At 31.5% G+C, this 22,420-nt stretch carries 12 protein-coding genes and 1 tRNA gene; 9 read left to right on the top strand and 4 right to left on the bottom strand.

Going from position 1 to position 22,420, the window contains the following annotated elements:
• Positions 1 to 1,593: 1,593 nt before the first annotated feature.
• From P3F56_RS00065 to P3F56_RS00045, 5 genes are all read left to right on the top strand, one after another.
• Positions 1,594 to 1,782 (top strand): hypothetical protein, encoded by a 189-nt coding sequence (locus P3F56_RS00065; protein WP_281152750.1) that lies wholly within the window; start codon positions 1,594 to 1,596, stop codon positions 1,780 to 1,782.
• Positions 1,783 to 3,149: 1,367 nt separating this feature from the next.
• Positions 3,150 to 3,557 (top strand): ribosome silencing factor, encoded by a 408-nt coding sequence (rsfS, locus tag P3F56_RS00060; RefSeq protein ID WP_281152749.1) that lies wholly within the window; start codon positions 3,150 to 3,152, stop codon positions 3,555 to 3,557.
• A 26-nt stretch (positions 3,558 to 3,583) separates the two neighbouring features.
• The gene (locus P3F56_RS00055) at positions 3,584 to 4,084 is read left to right on the top strand and encodes a CGLD27 family protein (RefSeq protein ID WP_281152748.1); all 501 of its coding nucleotides are present in this window, start codon (positions 3,584 to 3,586) and stop codon (positions 4,082 to 4,084) included.
• Positions 4,085 to 4,133: 49 nt separating this feature from the next.
• Positions 4,134 to 5,087 (top strand): asparaginase, encoded by a 954-nt coding sequence (locus tag P3F56_RS00050; RefSeq protein WP_281152747.1) that lies wholly within the window; start codon positions 4,134 to 4,136, stop codon positions 5,085 to 5,087.
• Between the two features lie 59 nt (positions 5,088 to 5,146).
• Positions 5,147 to 5,220: transfer RNA gene (locus P3F56_RS00045), tRNA-Met, on the top strand.
• Between the two features lie 1,270 nt (positions 5,221 to 6,490).
• Here P3F56_RS00045 and P3F56_RS00040 read toward each other — a convergent pair.
• A complete protein-coding gene (locus P3F56_RS00040) occupies positions 6,491 to 7,366 on the bottom strand; it encodes a 4-hydroxybenzoate solanesyltransferase (protein ID WP_281152746.1) in 876 nt (291 codons plus the stop codon).
• Between the two features lie 1,722 nt (positions 7,367 to 9,088).
• Between P3F56_RS00040 and P3F56_RS00035 the strand changes: the two genes are divergently transcribed.
• From P3F56_RS00035 to atpC, 3 genes are all read left to right on the top strand, one after another.
• Complete coding sequence (locus P3F56_RS00035) at positions 9,089 to 10,705, top strand: Ppx/GppA phosphatase family protein (RefSeq protein ID WP_281152745.1); 1,617 nt, start codon at positions 9,089 to 9,091, stop codon at positions 10,703 to 10,705.
• A gap of 2,605 nt (positions 10,706 to 13,310) precedes the next feature.
• Positions 13,311 to 14,762, top strand: coding sequence for a F0F1 ATP synthase subunit beta (atpD, locus tag P3F56_RS00030; protein WP_281152744.1), 1,452 nt, complete (start codon positions 13,311 to 13,313; stop codon positions 14,760 to 14,762).
• Positions 14,763 to 14,861: 99 nt separating this feature from the next.
• Complete coding sequence (atpC, locus tag P3F56_RS00025; RefSeq protein ID WP_281152743.1) at positions 14,862 to 15,272, top strand: ATP synthase F1 subunit epsilon; 411 nt, start codon at positions 14,862 to 14,864, stop codon at positions 15,270 to 15,272.
• A 76-nt stretch (positions 15,273 to 15,348) separates the two neighbouring features.
• On the opposite strand, the gene P3F56_RS00020 is transcribed toward atpC, so the two are convergent.
• Together P3F56_RS00020 and pth are read right to left on the bottom strand one after the other, a co-directional pair.
• Entirely contained in the window at positions 15,349 to 15,678 is a 330-nt protein-coding gene (locus P3F56_RS00020; RefSeq protein WP_405054756.1) for a 30S ribosomal protein PSRP-3, read from the bottom strand.
• A 48-nt stretch (positions 15,679 to 15,726) separates the two neighbouring features.
• Complete coding sequence (gene pth, locus P3F56_RS00015; RefSeq protein ID WP_281152742.1) at positions 15,727 to 16,341, bottom strand: aminoacyl-tRNA hydrolase; 615 nt, start codon at positions 16,339 to 16,341, stop codon at positions 15,727 to 15,729.
• 197 nt (positions 16,342 to 16,538) lie between these two features.
• Between pth and P3F56_RS00010 the strand changes: the two genes are divergently transcribed.
• Positions 16,539 to 18,173, top strand: coding sequence for an alpha-D-glucose phosphate-specific phosphoglucomutase (locus P3F56_RS00010; RefSeq protein ID WP_281152741.1), 1,635 nt, complete (start codon positions 16,539 to 16,541; stop codon positions 18,171 to 18,173).
• Positions 18,174 to 20,117: 1,944 nt separating this feature from the next.
• On the opposite strand, the gene P3F56_RS00005 is transcribed toward P3F56_RS00010, so the two are convergent.
• Positions 20,118 to 20,960 carry a tetratricopeptide repeat protein gene (locus P3F56_RS00005; protein WP_281152740.1) on the bottom strand — a complete coding sequence of 281 codons (843 nt, stop codon included), beginning with the start codon at positions 20,958 to 20,960 and terminating at the stop codon, positions 20,118 to 20,120.
• Between the last annotated feature and the right edge of the window lie 1,460 nt (positions 20,961 to 22,420).

Below are 22,420 nucleotides of genomic sequence, written 5' to 3'. Positions count from 1 at the left end.
TCTCTAAAACTGGAGCCTAACTAAATTATTTATTTTGTTTTTACTTTAGGAGTGAAAGTAAAATTCTTTATTTTTTTAAGCCTAACCTAAAATCTTAAGAAATTAAGAGTAAACTAAATTTGTATAATAAACTATGAGGCTAATTAACTGAGAAGAATTGATGTTATAAGAAAAAGATGACAACCATGATAGGTAAGTAGCTATAAATAAATGTTAAAAATGTGAACGGGATGCATTTATATATCTAGAAAATTAGAGTTAAATTTAACTTGTTTTAATTTACCTTGTTTAAGTAAATCTTTATTTTATTAATTTTTTAAAAAATATTTTTGTTTCCCATCATAGACTAAATTTTTAGTCAAGCTAGTATTTAATGTTTTCTTTTCTTTAACTGATTTTCTAGTTTATACTCATTTAAGCTTACCTATTTAGATATCGTTTAAGTATAAAGTTACTGTAGATTTTTATGGTTGTCTTTTTATGTTTATAACATTTATTTAATGAAAGTTATAAACGTAAATATTTAAGTAAATTAACTAGAAAAAATTAAATTTATAATTAGTTTTTAGATCATATTCTTCGACATTTACCACGAATAAAGGATGGATTTATTAAAAATAGGTCAAGCTTTCAAATGCTAAGCAGACGATTTTAGATTACTATATGCTGACGGTATTTCTATTCTGGTCAGGTACGGTAGTAACAAAGGATTGTAACGTAGCAGATATTACTTAAAAGTGTTCCACGGATGTTAACACTTTTTCACGACTAGGATAATATTCTTACACGTTTAAGTTGCGAAACCTCTAGATTGATTTTACTAGAAAAGTTGCCAACGTTTCCTTTCTATCTTACTCAAGAGATACATCAAGGGAATATTAATGATTTTTATAGTACTTTTATAAGTAAAAGTAATCTGCAGACTTGTTTTTTAACTTACTAATCGATTAGCAAAACTCTCTATCCTATTTTAGTGCGTGTTTACCGTGCAAACCACGATGGATTATCATCTTGCAGAGATTGTATTATCCTGAAACATATCTCCGAGACAAATTTAATACAAGCAACTACTCTCACAGGACGATCCCATCAAATTCGCATTTATTTTGTTTTTCTCAGTGATTTTTTAGTCGGCAATCCTTGATTTTTTATGAGAGAAGTTGCTCAATCTTATCCAGAAAATAATATAAGCAACTTTCTGTTTTTGATAATTGTGGTTGTAATTTTCATGTTTACTGTTTATGCTTTAATCATTCCACTACTTATCAACTGATAAAAGTTGTCTGTCCTTATCTAAAAAAAAATAAATAACAGAATAATATACTTTAATTGTTGGGTATTTAAATTTCAGTTATCAATAACTATCTATAGCTTAAATAATCACCTCATTTAATTGCCTATTACTATAGCCTAATGACTATAGCTATATAATTATTAAGTTTGAAATTGTTTACCCTAAAAACTGTTGATATTGTGACTGCTCTAAATTAAGAACAATTCCAACTTAAATATCAAGTAGGACGAGATTTATTAGCACTAGGCCAATATCATCTGAGTGTCCAAGTTCTCGAAGAAGCAACCGAATTAGTTAACTTGTCATCCCAACTAGGAGGAGAAGTTCAGATGTGGTTAGTTACCGCTTATCAAGCTGTAGGAAGATTACACCATGCGATCACTTTATGCCAAACCTTGACCTGTCACCCCTGTTCTGACATTCGGAAACAAAGTAAAGAAATTCTTTATATTCTCCAAGCTCCCAAACTTAAACGTCCTGAAGAATAGATGGTATAAATTCTTGATTTGGTGGAAGTGTAAATTCAAAACAACCTCCAATATATTGCTGCCAAACCTACTAACAGATTACAGAAGAAGTTCGTGATTAATTCAGAAGATCTAAGTCAGATAAACACCAAAGACAATTATTTTATTTGGGTAGTATTAGGGCTTTTGCTTTCAATTTTAGGTGTAATTTTCTTGCTTTAGTCACAAAGCAATTATAAAGTCATCAGAAAGTTAACTTAAAAATTTATTTGTGAAATATTTGAAACCGATACAATTTCATAATTGTTTAGCTGGTAAAATAAAAAAAAGAATAAAAACCTCTGTTTAAGATAAAACAAAGGTTTTTATTCTTTTTAAGAGATAAAGATCTTTTAGTAAATATTTAACTCTGTCATTAAAATACTTTGATTTTTAACGCAATTTATATGACTTTAAAAAGCAATAGAATAGGAGTAAAAATTTTTTAAAAGAGTACCCATAAAAACTCCTTAATAAATTAAGTATTAAGAGAAAAATTACGAAGTAGAGAACCCTATTTACTAAAAAATATAAAATTATTTTTTTTAGTAGAAGTGTTTGTTAACTTTAAAAAAGTTTTATATCTCAAAGAGTAAATTACTTAATTGTTGATAATTTATCTTGGTTGTAAAAATTTAGTAAATTTATTTAATGACCTTAGAAAGTATGAATGTAATTTTTATGACAAGAGCTTGAAAATTATTAAGATGAGTTTACTCCAATAGGAAAATAAACAGTTTCTAATGATAGATAAGTATAGAAAGGCAGATAATTTATTAGGTTAGAAAACAAAATTTATACTAATTGTCTATAACCTAATTTTAGGAGGAGAGAGAGTGTTTATTGAATTAGCTACTTATTATCAGGTTATCCTCTAGAAAATAGCGTTTACAAGATTGATGCATGACTTGGCTCAATTATATTCTCCACATAAACTTTTAGCCATCGCAAGAAATAAATACGGTTATAACTAAAGAACAATTTGAGGTAAAAAATAAAGAGATGTTGACAGCTATAAGTAATTCTACTCTAGCCAGTCCTCAGATGTGTATCGTATTTTCAGCTAATGTCTTAGAATATAATTAGGAAAATACGCTAGAGTCAGAGTACATACGTTGTATTTGGTTAGCAAGACTTTTATGAAAGCGTGCAGCAAGTCTTCGACGTTTGCTTAAAAAACTTAATTCGGATAGCCATCCATCGTCATATTCATCTCAAGAACTATTTTGACTTGCAATTGGGCATTTTTTCAAACTAAAATAGATTCTAGCGCAGTTACCAAGAATAATTAACACTTTGACCTTGCTTAAACCATAAATAATTGAAGGTCTAAGATAAAACAAAGCTTAATGATCAATTACGAACAATCTTTCTCAGAGAACACTCTAACGGTGACAGATAATTCAACTGACCCAAAAACCCCAAACATCATCTGCGCGATCGTCCAAGCAGCTGATGACCGCAAAGCCGATGATATCGTTGTCTTGAAAGTCACAGAAATTTCTTACTTAAGTGACTACTTTGTTATCGCTACCGGGTTTTCTACCACTCAAGTGAAAGCAATTGCTGATGCGATCGAGGAAAAGGTCGATCAGACCTGTAGACAATCTCCCCTACGCATCGAAGGAAAACGACAAGGAACTTGGATACTTCAAGATTATGGGGATGTTATCGTTCATATTCTCTTGCCTGAAGAACGAGAATTTTATAAATTAGAAGCCTTTTGGGGTCATGCTGAACGTATTGAATTATCCTGATTACAAGCTATACAAATACAATTATTATGAGGAAATTGCCCACAAACATCTGTCCTGTTCCTACTGAACAACAACCGGTTAACGAATACGAAGACTTAAAAAAATCGTGGTTTTTTCGATGGGCAACTCTAGAAACCAAACTCTATTGGCGGAAAATTATTTATGTAGGATTAATTGGATGGATGTTAACTAGTCCCATTGCTGCAGTTAGTTTTCCTCCTCGAACATCCCCTTTTTTGTTTATCCTGTGCAATAACTTCGGGGCAGGGTTGATGGTTTCCTTCGTCGTCATACAATTAGGATTAGGCTGGTGTTATGTAGGTGATCGCCTAAGAAAAAAAACAATTTTTTATGAAGAGTCAGGATGGTATGACGGACAAACCTGGCTTAAACCCCCAGAAGTGTTAACTCGTGATCGCCTAATTGTCTCCCATCAAGTAACTCCAATTTTACAACGTCTAACTCGTACAGAAGTGATTATTGGAGGTATTATCATTGGTGATATCATGGTGTGGCTGTCTCAATAATATTTTGACGTATTCAATACCAACCCACAATCCTAAACTTTAGAATCGAATGACCAGAGGAACACGCACCCATACTCCTAAACTAGAAGTTCACTTATTACGGGAGGGCATTGTTGAGTCAGCCCATCAAGTTGAAGCAATGATTTGTGATGCTCGTGGAAGACTCTTACTAGTCGCCGGAAATTCTGAAACCACAGCCTTTGTTCGTTCAGCCCTAAAACCCTTTCAGTCCTTAGCTCTAGTTACTACTGGAACCTTAGAACGCTATGAGCTTAATGATAAAGACTTAGCAGTTATTTGTAGCTCTCACCAAGGGACGGTTGAACAGGCACGACAGGTTTTCAATGTACTCTGGCGAGCGGATATTGACCCCAGTGCATTGCAATGCCCAATTCCTGAAGGATGCCGAAGTCCTTTACAGCACAACTGTTCGGGGAAACATGCTGCAATGTTAGCTATTTGTCGACAACGCAACTGGCCCCTTAATACATATCTTGAAAAATCTTCCCCTGTACAAAACTTAATTTTAGACAAAATTAGTGAATTATTAGCCATGCCAGGAGCAGAATTGATCAGTGCTCACGATGATTGTGGAGCTCCTACCTACTCTATGAAACTTAGTCAAATGGCTCATTTATACGCTCAGTTAGCATCGGGGAATAACCTAGACCTAGAAAGAATTGTCCGAGCAATGGTTTACTACCCGACGATGGTAGCTGGGGTGGGAGCCTTTGATACAGAATTGATGCGTTTAACTGAAGGAGAACTCGTGAGTAAATCTGGAGCTGAAGGCATTCAATGTGTTGGTCGTGTAGGACAGGGAATGGGATTAGCCATTAAAGTAATGGACGGTTCAAAACGAGCTAAATACGCTACAGCTATTCATGTGTTGCGAAGTATGGGTTGGATAACTCCTAGTGTAGCCGAAACCTTAGCCGAAAAATTTATGAGTCTTAGTAACTATAAACGTCTTGAAGTCATTGGGGAATTATCCATGCTGTAAAATTATTTAGCAAATAACTTGCCATATACTTATAGTTTTTGCTATGATAGGAAAGGCGACGCGGGATAGAGCAGTCTGGTAGCTCGTCGGGCTCATAACCCGAAGGTCGGTGGTTCAAATCCGCCTCCCGCCATTTTCTAAAGATAATTCTAGTCATAAATTGAGTTAATGCATGCTTCTACTGAGGTTCTGTATTAGACTTTGTTGTAAATTGAAGACTGTTGAAACTTAGCCTACTGCTAATCTTCTCAAGTTTGGTGATATTTGCCTCGGAAACTCGGACGAAAATCTAACTATGATAGCCAGAGCTTTGAAAGATTTTGACGATTCAGAAAAACTAACAGATAAGATGACTTTAACTAACTTTTCTTCCCAATTGGGAAGTTTATGAAAATAGGATTACTTTTCATAAAATTCGTTTAGGATATCGTCACTTTTTCAAAACTCTTGTTTAAGCAAAGATTATAGACGGTTTATTTTCATTGACCAGTTGCTGAAAATCATCCTCTCAAACAGCATTATAAATATAGCCTTAAGCCGTTTAAACTAATTAAAGTTATTAAAAAATTGACTTTTACTATAGTCAATTTTCTTATTACTAAATAAATAGTAGCTGAAAAATATAATAAATTCTACGAGTTTGGAGGAACCCAAAATTTTTAGTTAAAGGTTCAGAAATTACTAGCTGACCCTTAGAAAATAGAAGTTTTGGGCTCAATAAAAAAATCTCAAACCGTATTTTTTTAAAAATAAAAAACCTTAAATTATCTTTAAAAGAAGGAATTTATCGTTTTTGTCGTGTCAAAGTTTGCTCAATAGTTTTGCTTTTGGTAGAGTTTATGATGAAAGCCTTGATTTATGTTGTAAAATTTATAGTCTTGGCTAAATTTATCTTCTTTAATTTATTTTAAAATTCTGATATTATTCCAGGACCTAGCCTCTATTTAAGTTTTTTACCTTAGCTCTATTAAGAAAGATTACAGATTTAAGAAGTGGTCAATCAGTTAGCTTTCTTGCTGTTAAACGTCATTCCCTAAGCCACACAATGTATCCCCACGTATGATTATTTCTTGAGGATTTAAATTTAAAGGAGCAAATATTGTTAACCCCAATAGATCCTATTCTCGTTGTCTGAAACCACTGAGAAGTTCATTAAGACAGAACTTAGATTATTGTGGGATGATGTGAAAAAGACTCTACATTAAAACGGTTATGAAGAATATATAGCAAGTTTATATTGTTATAGGGAAATAATTTTTTGAATAAAAAGTAGTTGAGAATATTTTCCAGAAAAGAGATTTAACTACAATTGTTGAGGCAGTAAAGAAAAAAACCATTTTAATTCTATCAAACTTAAAAAATTTAAAAAATATTGCTATCTATACAGTATTTAAAACTGAAAATTAACCGAACACCATTCCTAATAATAAGAAAAAACCTAATATGACATTCTGACGAAAAATTTCTCCATAGACAGATTTTGGTATATCTGTTGAACGGAGGTAAAAATATTGGACTGTCCAACCTACTAGGGCAATAACTACAGTAATCCAAAATGCAATTTCAAGTCTTAAAACTATTCCTAAATAGGATAATAAAACAACAGTTATTGCAAAAAATATTCCTACAGCATCAGCAGCATAAGAACCAAAAAATAAGGCACTAGAATTAACTCCAATTTTTCTATCATCTTCCTGATCTGACATAGCATAAACTGTGTCAAATCCTAATGTCCAAAATACTGTTGTTCCCCATAATATCCAAGTAGGAAGTTCTAATCGAGCCGTCACTGCTGTCCAACTGATTAAAACAGCAAACCCCCACGCTAAGGATAAAACTAATTGGGGAAGAAGAAAAACTCGCTTGGACAAAGGATAACAAACAATAACAGGAAACGCAGCGATACATAGCCAAAAACTTAAGTTATTGAGATAAAAAGCTAAAATAACTGCGCATCCTAGAGCAATAGAAGCAACAATAATACCTACTTTTACGGATAAAGACTTTTCTGCTAAAGGACGGGTACGAGTCCTTTTTACTTGAGAATCAATATCTCTGTCCAACAAATCATTGATAACACAACCTGCCGCACTGGTGGCTAAGGTTCCTAAAATAATTATTCCCACTAATGGGAGGGGAGGCGTTCCGCCAGACGCTAAAGTAACTGCCCATAACGCAGGAATCATTAAAATAAGCCTTCCAGCAGGTTTATTCCACCGTAAGAGTCGAATAATCGTTAGCCAAGTAGGTTCAGAGGTTGATTTAGAAGGAGTAACCATAAAATAAATTAGACTAATTATTTATAACTTTTTTATCACAGAAGTTACCATAAAACCAGTGCGATATATTTCAAAAAATTGTTTTACAGTCTATATTTTATATATAAACTTAGTGTAAACAAATAAAAACTTTAAATTAAAATATACTAACAAAATAGTAGCAAGACTATTTAATCTCATGAAATAGACTGACAATAAATTAGACAGCGAAAAAAATAATAATGGCAATATATTAGATATAATTAGTTTAATTTAGATTTTTTATTCTATTTTTTAAAACCTATTTAAATAAATTTTAACTATAATATTTTTCTGCTGATTAGCATATAAAAGCTATTTAGTATCTTGTCTAAAGTTTTTTTACAAAAGAATTGAGTATTAATTGATCTAATCAAATAATACTCAATTCTTTTAGTCTTTACTATGAGTTTAGATAAATTTTTAAAAAATTTATCTAAATCTAGATTAATTTACTTGATTCTATCTAAGGTCTATTTATTGAGAACTTATAGCTATTTTCTATCTTTTAAAAAAAGCTTGTTTAGAACACTTTAATACCCACTCTTTTGTCTAAAAAAACTAGTTATAAACTATCGGTTATTTATATGTAATTTTTGGATATTATTTTATTATTTATAACCTCTTGTAATTATCTTATTCAATGAACTAAAGAATTTCTAATATCTTTATTTTTTTAAAAAATTATTTATTTTTAGGATATAAATATCCTAAAAATAGTTTATTTGGCAGTAATTAGTATTCAGATAAAAAATTATATGCTTAAAGTTAATTTCTCATAATTAATTTTATTAATTAAATTTTCTAACAATTAGATCATGGATTTTATTTCTATATATTTTATTTATTAACAATAATAAAATTTAATTTTCTAAAAAAATAGAGACTATATTTTATAACTATTTTTTCTATGAAATAGTTATAAAATAGTTATTTACGTATTTATTTTATTTCTTTAAAATTATTTATTTATTAATACTGACTTAATAGAAATTTTTTGTTAAAACATCTATCTTACTGTTCTAAATAGAAGAATTAAAGTTTATTCAAAAACCACTGAAGTAATCAGTAAAAGTTTAATCATTTTACTTTTAAAATTAAGTTTTTTTTAAAAAAATCTGTAATATCATTTGTGGATTTTAAATCTAGTTTTAGAGAGTAAATATAATTTAAAATTATTTAGATTAAGAATAATCTCTAATATTTAGATATTCAATATTTTATTATTTAGTTTATAAACTATTCTGACATTAATATCTTTTAAGAATTAACTATTACTTTATTTAATTTAGATTGACTAAGATGTTATAATAATGTTTTTTATTATTCAAAGTAATTTTTTAAATGTATTGCTATAAATTAAATAAATACGTTTACATCTTGCTATTTCATGGCTAATTTTTTTAAAAAATATGCATCAAAAATTCTTGATACTTAAATTATTTTTAATAAATAAAAAATATGATATGATACGATTTTGCGTCTATAATTTTTACTACCGATTTTACATTGCTAATATATCTGATAGTTTTTGTAAAAAAACAATTTTTATAAGCAGGAGTAAATTATGCATTACCCAAATATTTTTATTTTTATAAAAATATTTGGGTAATGCTTATGTTATTTTATTTTGATTAGGTTTAAAAAATAGTTCAATAAATTGCCCAAAGGCATTATTCTATAAAAAATCGAAAAATTAAGTCTATGACAACATCTCTTAAGTCTAATTTTATTAATAGTGACAGCCGTAATACTTGTCTATTAGCAGCCATTGATATCGGCACAAACTCAATCCATATGGTGGTAGTAGAAATCAATAAAACTCTGCTTACCTTCACGATTATTAACCGACAAAAAGATACAGTGCGGCTAGGGGAACGGGAAGCAAAAACTAGAAAGTTAACCGAAGAAGCTATAGAACGAGCAATCGCATCTCTAAAACGCTGTAAAGACTTAGCCAATAGCCTAAAAGTGGATCATATTGTCGCCATTGCCACCAGTGCTACTAGAGAAGCTCCTAATGGAAAAGATTTTATTCAACGAGTCTCATTAGAAGTTGGTATTGAAATTAACCTAATTTCTGGCTATGAAGAAGCACGTCGCATTTATCTAGGCGTCTTGTCAGGTATGGATTTTCAGGATCGGCCTCATGTCATTATTGATATTGGAGGAGGTTCAACAGAAATTATCCTTGCTGATGTTCATGAGCCCCGTTTTCTCAGTAGTATCAAAGTTGGAGCAGTAAGACTCACAGAGGAATTGATCACTACTGATCCAGTTAGTGAAACAGAATTTTCTAACTTACGGGCTTATGTACGGGGAATGCTTGAACGTCCAATTGATGAATTACGTCGTCAACTAGGTGACAATGAACAGCCCCAACTCGTAGGAACTTCTGGAACGATCGAAACTCTAGTGACTATCAATGCATTGCAAAAATTAGGAGAAGTTCCTAGTCCTCTTCAGGGTTATCGAATGGGACGTAAAGAGGTTAAAGACTTGGTAAAAAAATTTGTTTCAATGACTTATGAAGAACGATTAAAAATTTCAGGCATGTCCGATAAACGTGCTGAAATTATTGTGGCAGGTGGAGTAATTTTAATGGAAGCAATGGCCATGCTAACATTGGATAACATTACCGTTTGTGAACGGGCATTACGAGAAGGAATGATTGTTGACTGGATGTTAAATCACAAGTTAATTGAAGATCGCTTGTGTTATCAAGGAAAAGTACGTCATCGTAGTGTTTATCAAATTGCTCATAAGTATCAAGTTAACATGGAATACTCTGAAAGAGTAGCACAATTTGCCCAAAGTTTGTTTGAGCAATTAAAAGGATTTTTTTATGATTGGGGAACAAAAGAATGGGAGTTACTTTGGGCAGCAACTATTTTACATAAATGTGGATTATATGTTAATCATTCTGCTTATCATAAACATTCTTATTATTTAATTCGTAATGCAGAACTATTAGGATTTACAGAACTTGAATTAGAAACTATTGCCAATTTAGCTCGTTATCATCGTAAAAGTATCCCTAAGAAAAAACATGAGCCCTATAGTAAGTTGCCTGATACTTATCGAAAAATAGTTAAACAACTAAGTACAATTTTGCGTTTAGCTGTTGCTCTCAATAGTCGACAAATAGGAGATGTTAAAACTATTAACTGTAAATATAATGAAAAAGATAAAAGGCTTTATTTACATTTATTTTCTACTGATTCTAGTGATGAATGTGGCTTAGAACTGTGGAATCTAGACTATAATAAACTGGTTTTTGAAAATGAATTTGGAGTCAAAGTTCTCGCTACATTAAACTAAGTTTCTATTTATTAGTAGTAACTTGGCTTTAGTAAAACTAATTTAATCAAAATTAGTTTACCATTGTCACTTAATATGCTCATACCTAAATTTTTATTGTCAAAAAGTTTTTATAGTTAACTCTTAGAATTAACTAGTAATACTAAATAAGGTTAGAAAAATTTACTTGGAATGAGAGATAAACAATTCATATAAAACAATGCTTAAAAAACATCTTTAAATTTACATTCTGTATTTTTTAGTAAAAAATCAGCATTTAAAAAATAGAAAATATGTTTTATATCTAAATTTTTTTAAAAAAAAATTAGCCTAGCAATTAAAATAAAGACTAGTACCTAATAAATATAGACAAGATATGAAATAGTTTGCTAAATAGATTTAATTGTATTTAAATAATCTAAAATTAAACAGAGTAGAATTACTTTAAAAAGCTTAGATTTTTTTACAAAATTCTAAAACTAAGACATGTAATAAGAAGATTTTTTAAACAAAAAAAATTAATAATTAACTTTTATAAAAAAATAACTGTATATGACAGAATAAAATATTCTATATATTAGAGTAAATATATATTTTTTATACAAATGGAGCCGGATTAGAATTAATACTTTAAAAGTACATTGGAAAATAACTAACTGCTATGGTAAGTCAGGACTATGAATAATCATATATCTCAACAGAAATCTTAGCGAATTAAATTTTGATAATGAATACAAAATGACTGAATCTATCTAATTAATGAACATTAAACTGATGATATCAAATCATCTAAAAATAAGTCTTATTGATCAATAAAAGATAATAATAGATAGCATTATAATAAAAAGGGAAAAATTATTTTAGAAATTAATAGAGAATAGTTGCTAGGTTGATCTTTAAAATTAGAGCTAACATAAAGTTTATAAAATTTAATATATGAGACCTAAGCTAATGAGTATTTCAAAGTAATTAATAAAAAAAAATATTTATGAATCATTATGATTTCCTTAATAAAACTGCGGAAAATCTCAAGAAGTAACTCATTATCATTGGTTAAATTTTTAGTTTCTCTATCAGGAAAGAATAGCCATTAAATTTAGTAAGAAATACTAAGTAAAAAACTTAAAATTTTAATTTGCACATTTTAAAAAACCTGACAAAGTTTCATACATCTAATCTAATTGAACTTTCTGTTTGTTACTTAAATCGATTTGCTTTTTAAGCAAAACATATAGTTTCTTATTTGGACTTGATATGATTTTTATTTTCAACTAGTTTTTCAAGCTCTTTAGCTTCTCATTTTTAAAACTTTATTTGATTATCTAACTGATTATTAACTTATTTAACAAGATGAAATATATTTACTGTTACTTCAGTTTCTTACATTAGTTAGTTAGCAATATTTAGTTGTAATTTTGTATAAATCTAGAAAGTTATATGGGATATACTATAGTTTATGCTCAGCTTATTTTAACATTTTTTAATTTCTTATTTTTTATAAAAAGTGACTTCATTTATGTTAATAAATATATTTTTTAGTCTCTATTTAGAGATTAATTTTTAAGACAAATAAGCTTACAATAAATCTTTATTACAACTATTTTAAAAAAATGAAGTATTTTTTTTCTGTAAAAACATGAACATATAAAAAATTATTTTAGTTATCTTATCTCTTAATGCTCATTAAGTTTCCGGTTATTTCTGTTTTTTTATAAAAAGTTGTATCTTTTTAAGTAAGACTATTCGGCATAATTAAGCTGATATAGATCAGACTATATTATTATGATATTTAACAAACAATAAATTCTATTGTTTTAATTCATTAGTTTTGTTAATTAGTAACTGCTATGTAATTCTCTATTTTATCTACTTCTTTTAAAAAAAGTTATAGTACTATTACTAGTTTTGTATAAACAACAATTCCTAAATTTTCACTAAACCTTAATCCTTTATTAAGGTTTAGTGAAAATTTTTATCTGTTAAAATTATAGATATAACTTTTAACTTGAATATATCAGTGTATATCCTCTTGTTTTTGAAACAACTTAACTCTTCTGTCGATTTGTACCTATATTGATTAACTCTCATTTAAAAATAGATAAATTTTTCTGCTCAAAAAAATTTTTTGTAGTTAATTAATTAATATAATTAGTTTTATTGATAGTCAAATCTTATAAATATAAGCTTATGCCCAGTAAACTTTTTTAATAAATCAAGCTGTGCTTTTTAAAATTTAAAATTTTATAACAGGTAATTATTAAGTTCTTCTAAATTTAGAATCTCATTCGTTGATCTGAATTTGGCACTTAACGTCATAGGTATATAGGTATATTTTAAGCAAAAATATTGAATTTGACTTAATCTAACTTAGATTTGTTATCTAATAACATGTCATTTACACTAAAATATTATTTTTTGATAAGCTTGTTATTAGTGATTGAACTTTGTTTTTAGATTTTTTTTTACATGACAGGTTTTGATAAAACTATTTTTCTCTAAACAATCTTAGAGACATTCCCCCTGTCACCCAGAAGTGGTACTCTATAGGGTGGCGAAAAAAGATTAATGAGAGTAGGTTCTCCCTTAGCCAAACTCTAAGCTAATCCCTTAAACAGATAGAATAAGTATGGTAGTCGTAACAGAACAAACCAACGTTGGTAAAATCACTCAGGTCATTGGCCCGGTTGTTGATGCCGAATTTCCCAGTGGCAAATTACCTCGAATTTATAACGCGCTCATAATTGAAGGCACAAACCCCACTGGGGCAAATGTTTCCGTCACCTGTGAGGTACAGCAATTATTAGGAGATAACCGAGTTCGCGCTGTTGCTATGAGTGGGACAGACGGATTGATTCGCGGAATGGAAATTGTTGATACTGGTGCGCCTATTAGCGTTCCTGTAGGTAAAGTTACTCTTGGTCGCATTTTTAATGTCCTAGGAAAGCCTGTGGATGAGAAAGGTGATGTAGATATGAGTGAGACTTCTCCTATTCATCGTCCCGCGCCTAAGTTAACTGAATTAGAAACCAGACCTAAAGTTTTTGAAACTGGAATTAAAGTTATCGACCTCCTAACTCCATATCGTCAAGGAGGAAAAATTGGTCTGTTTGGTGGTGCAGGTGTTGGTAAAACCGTCATCATGATGGAATTGATCAACAACATCGCTATTAACCACGGGGGAGTCTCCGTTTTTGCTGGTGTAGGAGAACGTACTCGTGAAGGAAATGACCTCTACAACGAAATGATTGAATCTAAGGTTATTAACCCTGATAACCCTGAAGAATCGAAAATTGCTCTTGTTTATGGTCAGATGAACGAACCTCCAGGAGCTAGGATGAGAGTCGGTCTATCCGGTTTAACCATGGCGGAATATTTCCGTGATGTCAATAAACAGGACGTATTGTTGTTTATTGATAATATCTTCCGATTTGTTCAAGCAGGTTCTGAAGTGTCTGCATTATTAGGAAGGATGCCATCTGCAGTTGGATATCAGCCCACTTTAGGGACTGACGTTGGAGATTTACAAGAAAGGATTACTTCTACAAAAGAAGGCTCTATTACTTCTGTTCAAGCAGTTTATGTCCCTGCAGATGACTTGACTGACCCTGCTCCTGCAACCACCTTTGCTCATCTTGATGGAACTACTGTGTTATCCCGTGGATTAGCCTCTAAAGGGATTTATCCTGCAGTTGATCCTCTAGATTCTAGCAGCACCATGTTGCAGCCTTCCATTGTTGGTCAAGAACACTATGATACAGCCCGCGCAGTGCAATCAACCCTACAGCGTTATAAAGAACTACAGGATATTATCGCTATTCTAGGATTAGATGAATTATCTGAAGATGATCGCCGTACTGTAGACCGTGCTCGTAAGATTGAGCGATTCTTATCTCAGCCTTTCTTTGTGGCTGAGGTCTTTACCGGCGCGCCTGGTAAGTATGTAACTCTTAAAGATACTATTAAGGGGTTCCAAATGATTCTTGATGGAGAATTAGATGATCTGCCTGAACAAGCATTTTATCTAGTCGGAAACATCGACGAAGCTAAAGCTAAAGCCGAAAAACTGCAAAAAAGTTAATTCTTCCTCAGTCAACAGTCTCTTACAATAAATACCTTTCGAGTCACTGTTGACTGACAACTAATGACTGATAGTTAAAACTAATAGCGAATAACTGATATGACATTACAAGTCCGTGTAATTACTCCAGACAAGACCGTTTGGAATGACGCTGTAGAAGAAGTAATCTTACCGAGCACGTCTGGACAGTTGGGAATCTTATCTGGTCATGCTCCTCTCTTAACTGCTCTCGACATTGGGGTCATGCGAGTTCGCCCTGGTAAAAATTGGAAAAATTTAGTGGTTATGGGCGGCTTTGCCGAGGTCGACCACGATGTTCTCAAAGTCTTGGTCAATTCAGCAGAAGTTGAAGATGATATCAGCAAAGAAGAAGCACAAGTGGAATTCAGTAAAGCTCAAACCCGTTTAGAGCAAGCAAATAAAGGGAATGACCGTCAAGAAAAAATCAGAGCATCCCGAGCCTTCAAACGGGCTAGAGCACGTCTTCAAGCGTCTGGTGGACTAGTTTAAGGATTTAATTCCAAGGGAAAAGTTAGGTGAGGGCAAAGGGTCAAATACTCGGCCCTCATCTGTTGATCTCATCGGATTAATTACTTCCACCGAAGACAACTTCTGGAAACTTGGCTTGAGCATCAGCCATGGAGATGCGCTTGCCTTGGTTACGAAGATCCTGCCAATAATTAATGACTTCTGTGGCTTGATTGAGAATCTCAATCCGTTCAGTTTCTGAAATCCAATGTTTGGCTTCTAATTCATCTTTCAACTGTTGCCAAGCATCGTTCCTTGGCCAGAAGAAATAGTCAGTTAGGGGACTTGTTCCTTTTCCCACTATCTGATCCACAGTAATTGCCACATTAGCATCCAACCAAAGTACTTTTAAAAGAAATCTTGACTCTAACTCTAATGACTCCTGCAACAGATAAACCTCGTCTATTCTAGCTACACTACGGCACTGTATTATACCTTATTTGATAATTGTGCGGTTATTATAAATACTCATAGCTTTTTCAACCCCTTCTTTGAGACTCATGTCCAAAGCATTGACGACTAAAGGGAAGACGTTCTTTATAACGTTCTTTTCATCAGAGCTGAACTTTCCTAAAACATGGGAAATCGTTTCTTTAGAAGAATGAGATTCACCAATTCCAATGCGTAACCGAGGAAAGTTTTGGCTACCTAAGTAGGCAATAACTGACTTCATGCCATTGTGTCCTCCGGCTGATCCCCCTAATCTAATTCGTATTCGTCCAACAGGTAAATCCATATCATCATAAATTACCAAAATGGAAGCAAGTGATAGTTTATACCAATCGCTGACGGCGCGAACTGATTGACCTGAAAGGTTCATGTAAGTGAGGGGCTTAAGTAAGTAAACTTTTTGATTTCCTTTAACTATTCCTTCAGAGAATAAACCTTGAAAACGGCGATTTTCTGTAAAGGATAATTTCCAAGTTTGAGCTAAAGCATCAAGAGCTTCAAACCCGATATTGTGACGGGTTTTATCGTATTTTGCTTCGCAATTTCCTAACCCGATGATCAGTTGGGGAATAATCAGAGAAGATAAGAGAGATTTAGACATTGGAAATACAATTCTTATTTGAGTATAGGCAAAGAAAACAAATCTTATAGGATCACCTAAAAAGCAAGCATCTAAATAACTCCAAGACTGTTCCATTGTCTATTGACTATAAAATAAGGCCAAGTCAATTTACCATATTGATGAAGTTATCTAAATCATTCAAACACTTACACTATTAAGATTAGAGCTAAGTTAACATGACCATTCGTACTGTTTCGACTACCCCATTTAGTGATCAAAAACCAGGAACTTCTGGACTACGGAAAGCTGTTACTGTATTTCAACAACCTAATTATCTTGAAAACTTTATTCAGTCTATCTTGAGCTCATTTAATGAGATCGAAGGCAAAACTCTTGTTTTAGGAGGAGATGGTCGTTATCACAATCGTCAATCCATTCAAGTTATCCTGAAAATGGCTGCGGCAAATGGCATTGGGCGCATTTTAGTAGGCTGTAATGGGATTTTCTCTACCCCAGCAGCTTCAGCCGTTATTCGCAAATCTAACGCGATAGGAGGCATTATACTTTCAGCCAGTCACAACCCTGGAGGCCCTAACGGGGACTTTGGGGTCAAATATAATGTAACCAATGGTGGACCGGCCCCCGAAAAAGTTACTAGTACTATTTTTGAGCGTACTAAAACTATCAGCGAATATAAGATACTTGATGCAGCAGACGTAAACCTTGATCGCCCTGGATCTTTCAGATTGGGAACCATGGAAGTAGAAGTCATAGATTCTATTGCTCCTTACGTAGAATTAATGCAGACATTGTTTGATTTTGACAGAATAAAAACTTTGTTGAGTTCAGGAAACTTTAGGATGTGTATGGACTCCCTTCACGCCGTAACTGGACCTTATGCTCATGCCTTATTTGAGAAGTGTTTAGGGGCTCCAGAAGGAACTGTAAAAAATGGAATCCCTCTGGAAGACTTTGGGGGTTGTCATCCTGATCCTAATTTAGTCTATGCTCATGACTTAGTAGAAATTCTTTTTGGAGAAAATGCTCCTGACTTCGGAGCAGCTTCCGATGGAGATGGCGATCGAAATATGATTTTGGGACGTAACTTTTTTGTGACTCCTAGTGATAGTTTAGCAATACTAACTGCTAGTGCGAAATTAGTCCCTGGATATAAAGACGGTTTAGCTGGGGTTGCTCGTTCCATGCCTACTAGTACAGCCGTAGATCGAGTGGCTAAAAAACTGGGTATTAATTGTTATGAAACCCCCACCGGTTGGAAATTCTTTGGTAACTTATTGGATGCTGGGAAAACAACCCTTTGCGGAGAAGAAAGTTTTGGAACTGGTTCAAATCATATTCGGGAAAAAGATGGTTTATGGGCAGTACTTTTCTGGCTCAACATTCTAGCAGTTCGAAATAAGTCTGTTCAGGCAATTGTACAAGAACATTGGGAGGAATACGGACGAAATTATTATTCTCGCCATGACTATGAAGAAGTGAAATCAAAACCTGCTAATAAATTGATGGATCAACTTCGATCAACGGTAGAAAATCTGAAAGGAAAAAAATATGGTAACTATGAAGTTGCCTATGCTGATGACTTTTCTTACGCTGATCCTGTTGATGGTAGTATAAGTCAAAAACAAGGTGTTCGGATTGGGTTTACCGATGGTTCTCGCATTGTTTTCCGTTTGTCTGGGACGGGAACGAAAGGGGCGACTTTACGAGTTTATATCGAAAGTTATGAACCGGATTCTAGTCAACATAATATTGAAACTCAACAAGCCTTAAAACCTTTAATTCAACTAGCTGATGAAATAGCTAAAATTAAGGAGTTCACAGGACGAAATAAACCCACTGTTATTACTTAACTTATTGCCTTAGTCTATATTTGTAGGGTAATACTTACCCTACAAATATAGTTTTTTAGTTAAAACCAATTCTCCAATCATTTTTTTGCCAAAACTATTTATAATAGTCTTATTACCGAATTTATTTTTCTATCTTTTTATAAAACATCATGTATAAGAAAAACAGTAGCTTCTAGAAAATCGAATAATTCACTAAAAATATAATTCTTAACTCATATGATATTGATTTGATAAATTTAAAAAATTCACGAATAATATGAGTCATTGGTAAACTAGAAAAAAGATAGCAAGTTTAATCTTTATTTAATGTTTGCTCACATAAATTTAAGTTCAAACTATTTTAAATATGTTATTAATAAGCTTCCGTTTAAGAATTTTTAAACTAGGTAAAGAATTCAGTAAAGCTTTGGTATTTATCTCCAATTTAGAAAAGTTAATATAAGCTTGTTCTTTAATTAAGACTAAATATTTATGTTTGGTATTAACCGATACAAATATTTTTAGTGTTTTTTACTTCTATTAATGTGGTCTAATCACAACTTCTTAACCCAATCATAGCTACAACTGCTAGTTTATTTATTTTTTTAAACTTCTTAAAAAACTGATTATTGAATTAATAAATAGAACTTAATTTGCCTATTTATATCGTCATTCATAATCCTGACAAGGTCATCTTAATGCCCTATATTTTAAAGACAAAGAGAGATTTATCTCTCAATTTTTATAACTGCAATTCTCTTTCAAGGTTTCAAGATTAAGTGATTGACTGTTCTAGCTAAAGTCGCATAAATATTAAATTAGCTTTATACAAGTAACCCATTACTCCTACGTTTTAAAATCTAAATGCGCAACTATTGCTGATTTATTCTTCCTAATTAATAAACAATATCATCAACGTCAGAAGGATAGTCTCTAAAATAGACGAACTTAATATATTTCTTAAGAAAAGATTTCTAACATGTCTTAAAGCTGTTGAAGATTATTACCGATATATCATCATAAAGTCACTAAACAAACATGGGAAATTAATTGTTTAGCCCTATTAAGAAAACTACCAATACGACACTAAACCATGAGAAATCAAATGATTAGGATTTACCTATCGTGTAAATTCAAGGGTGGCATAGCGATAACATCAAAGATGTTATCACGGTTCGTATCAGTTAATAATAGTATCGATTCAGATATAATATCACAACTGCCAGGTTGACGAAAATCCAGTAGAATTGAAAGTTCTACTGAATAGTTATTCTCTGCTTTAAGAGTAGTTAACTATTTTATTTGTCCAACGACTGTGTTATTTCCCTGTCCAAATGTCTTTACACAGTCAGCAGCCACAAAAATTCTATTTAAAGGGAATTAAATATTAACGGCTAGGTAGTTAAAGAAATTAAAAAGGGTTAAGCTATCTTTGTAATCAAAAGCTACTCAAGCCATTATTTTTTGTGAACAATATTTCTCATTATATTTCCTTTGAACAGAAATTAGAAATTTATATTTTTCTTAAACTTACTTTCCAACAGAGAAATTTAAATAAGCAAAAATTGAGCAGAAAAAATATTGATTTTTTTTGAGAAAGCTCCACAACATACAGTTTTATGTCCTTAATCAACTTCAGAAAAATTTATGTAACAATCTGATTTTCTGTTAGCATCGCCTATTTCAGTAAAAGTAGCTAAAGAATTAATTTTTAGTAGTTAAACAAGGGAACTGAGTTTATAGAATGAAATGTTGATTTGGGTAAAGAGAAAAGACAGTTAATAAAGCTAAAATGTTTCTGAATATCAAACTATGTAGTAGTTTATAGAAAAATTATTGAGAATCAAGAAAAAGTTCAATATTTAATCATAATTCCTAATTGGAAAGATGATTGCCGTTTATTTTGGACTAAAGTACTAAAGAACTATACTCTTTTGAGTGTTGAGTGGGCCTAGAACTAAAAATTCAAGTATCATTTTGAGATCGCAACTTCTCAATAGTATCGCGAGCTTGCTTAGCATAATCCGAATTTCCTTGAACCTTAAATAATTCTGCAGCTTTATGTATATCAGTGAAAGCCTCTGTCTGATTTCCTATCATAAATTTAGTTATTCCCCGATTGTAATAAGCATCAGCTAAATTAGGGTTTAATTCTAGACATTTGGTGTAATCACTGATCGCTGCTTCTGATTTTCCAGCGTGATTATAAGCTAAACCACGATTGTAATAAGCTTTAGCATAATTAGCATTAAGGCTGATAGCTTCAGTATAGTCAGCAATAGCTTCTTGATGATTACCGAGGTAATCTTTAGCATTACCTCTATATATGTAAAAATCAGCGTATTCAGAATTAAGATTAATTGCTTCGGAACAATCAGCTAATGCTTTTTGATATTCTTTTAATTGAAAGAAGGCATAACAACGATTACCATAAGCATAGGCAAACTCGCGATTGACCTTTATAGCCTGATTATAGTCATCGAGAGCCTCGTTAAGCTTGCCCAAAACGTGTTGAGCATAGCCCCGATTGTAATAAGCATCAGAATCTTGAGGATTTAACTCGATAGCTTCGGTAAAATCGGTAATTGCTCCTTGATAGTCTCCTTCATTAATTTTATCTACTCCTTGGTTATACCATTCGATAGCATCTAACTTTTGAGATGACTTTGGAGTGTCGCTTGGTTTTGGGGTTAATTCTGTTGGAGTATCGCTTGGTTGTTGAGACAACAGCAATGGATGAGCGGAAACTAGAGAACTAACAGTGAGAACATTAGTTAAAATTCCCAAAATATAAAAATTATTAGTCATCAGTCTAGCTTGGAGTTAAGAAATAATTTTTGAATATTCTAATAGCCTAATTGATCTCTAAATTTTAAGACTTCCCTCTATCTGGTGATATTCTTTCTTATAGACTAAGTTCTAAATTGTTTAAAACACTCCGATTAACCTCCAATAACAATCAGTTTTACATCTATTAAGACGACAAGTTGATTTAACTATAGACTTGGTTAAGATAGAATTTTTCCTTTGACGAGTTATTTTTTTAATTAAAAACTATCGTCAAGAAACTTGTTAAATCAATCTCTACATTTAGATTAATAAAAAAGAGCATAAATTTCTTTCTTTTCTAATCTATTTAAATACATAAAATTTGTTCTACTGCATAGATAGTAGACGAATATTTCTGAGAACTTGATTATCAAGATTTACTATTACAAATAGTTTTATAAAGGTATTTGTAATTTAAAATGTATGTATGAGTTTATCTAAACTCAGTTATAAAAACTGACATTTTTTTGCCAGAATAATTAAGGTTTTTTTAAAAAAATAGCTTATTCCTGAAATAATCAATAACTAGATGAGATAAGTAATTATCTTATGCTTGTCAAGCTCTAACTAAATTAGTTAGATGGAATTAATAAAATTATAATAAGAAAATTGGTGGTTCGTAAAATTACTTTTTAAATCTGTGCAATATCTCTATATATAACTAATCTAAAATAATTTTATTTTAATTAGATTTACTATTTTTTATAGTAAATCTAATTAAAGATTAGTCAAATAAAATTTGACTAATCTTTAATATTTAAACATTTTTTTGTTAATTTTACTATAGTTTTTTATCGTCGATAAATGAATCGTTTGGTAACTTTTTATTTTGCTTTTTTCTAAAAAAAGTTTGAAGTATCAAGACTAACTTTAAATAAAGAAAAAGCCATGACTTTATTTATTTGAAGAATATTACAAAATTTTCTAGTATATTTCATTAATTTTTAAATTTAAAAATTAATGAAATATACTAGAAAATTGATAATTATTTTAGGACTAAAAATACTTGGCTGCAATATCAACTATTACAAAATTAGAGCAGTCAATAAAATTAGATTAACTATATATAAAATATTGAATTTTATTGTGAGCGACTATTATTTAGCTGTTTCTATGATTTTCTTACTATCCTAAACTACTCGCTCTAGTCTGGTTAAACTGTTGATTAAGTTAAGTATTCTTCGCAGTCAAATCACAGTTTAACAATCTTTTTCTAGCTAAGCTTTTTACTAGTGGTGAACACAAAACATCATTCCATCATGATCTTCATCATCCTGGTGAGTTCTGGCGGATGTTACCTTAAAATCTTTATTACTCAGTTAAACCTATTTTATAGACTAGAGTACGTACCAAATAATTTTTAGGTGTTTCAAATCTATTTTGAAACAACACGCGACAAAACATCTTTACCCCAAGATCGTTACACAGACAGGCTTACG

The organism is cyanobacterium endosymbiont of Epithemia clementina EcSB, from assembly GCF_029919255.1.
Classification (GTDB): Bacteria; Cyanobacteriota; Cyanobacteriia; order Cyanobacteriales; family Microcystaceae; genus Rippkaea.
The sequence above is the reverse complement of the archived record's forward strand: the minus strand, read 5'-3'. Positions and strand labels throughout refer to the sequence as shown.

What these genes read in the sequence shown, in the direction of transcription:
- atpD (WP_281152744.1), top strand. Translation starts at nt 13,311, where the DNA reads ATGGTAGTCGTAACAGAACAAACCAACGTTGGTAAAATCACTCAGGTC.
- P3F56_RS00055 (WP_281152748.1), top strand. Translation starts at nt 3,584, where the DNA reads ATGAGGAAATTGCCCACAAACATCTGTCCTGTTCCTACTGAACAACAA.
- atpC (WP_281152743.1), top strand. Translation starts at nt 14,862, where the DNA reads ATGACATTACAAGTCCGTGTAATTACTCCAGACAAGACCGTTTGGAAT.
- P3F56_RS00005 (WP_281152740.1), bottom strand. Translation starts at nt 20,960, where the DNA reads ATGACTAATAATTTTTATATTTTGGGAATTTTAACTAATGTTCTCACT.
- P3F56_RS00035 (WP_281152745.1), top strand. Translation starts at nt 9,089, where the DNA reads ATGACAACATCTCTTAAGTCTAATTTTATTAATAGTGACAGCCGTAAT.
- rsfS (WP_281152749.1), top strand. Translation starts at nt 3,150, where the DNA reads ATGATCAATTACGAACAATCTTTCTCAGAGAACACTCTAACGGTGACA.
- pth (WP_281152742.1), bottom strand. Translation starts at nt 16,341, where the DNA reads ATGTCTAAATCTCTCTTATCTTCTCTGATTATTCCCCAACTGATCATC.
- P3F56_RS00040 (WP_281152746.1), bottom strand. Translation starts at nt 7,366, where the DNA reads ATGGTTACTCCTTCTAAATCAACCTCTGAACCTACTTGGCTAACGATT.
- P3F56_RS00050 (WP_281152747.1), top strand. Translation starts at nt 4,134, where the DNA reads ATGACCAGAGGAACACGCACCCATACTCCTAAACTAGAAGTTCACTTA.
- P3F56_RS00010 (WP_281152741.1), top strand. Translation starts at nt 16,539, where the DNA reads ATGACCATTCGTACTGTTTCGACTACCCCATTTAGTGATCAAAAACCA.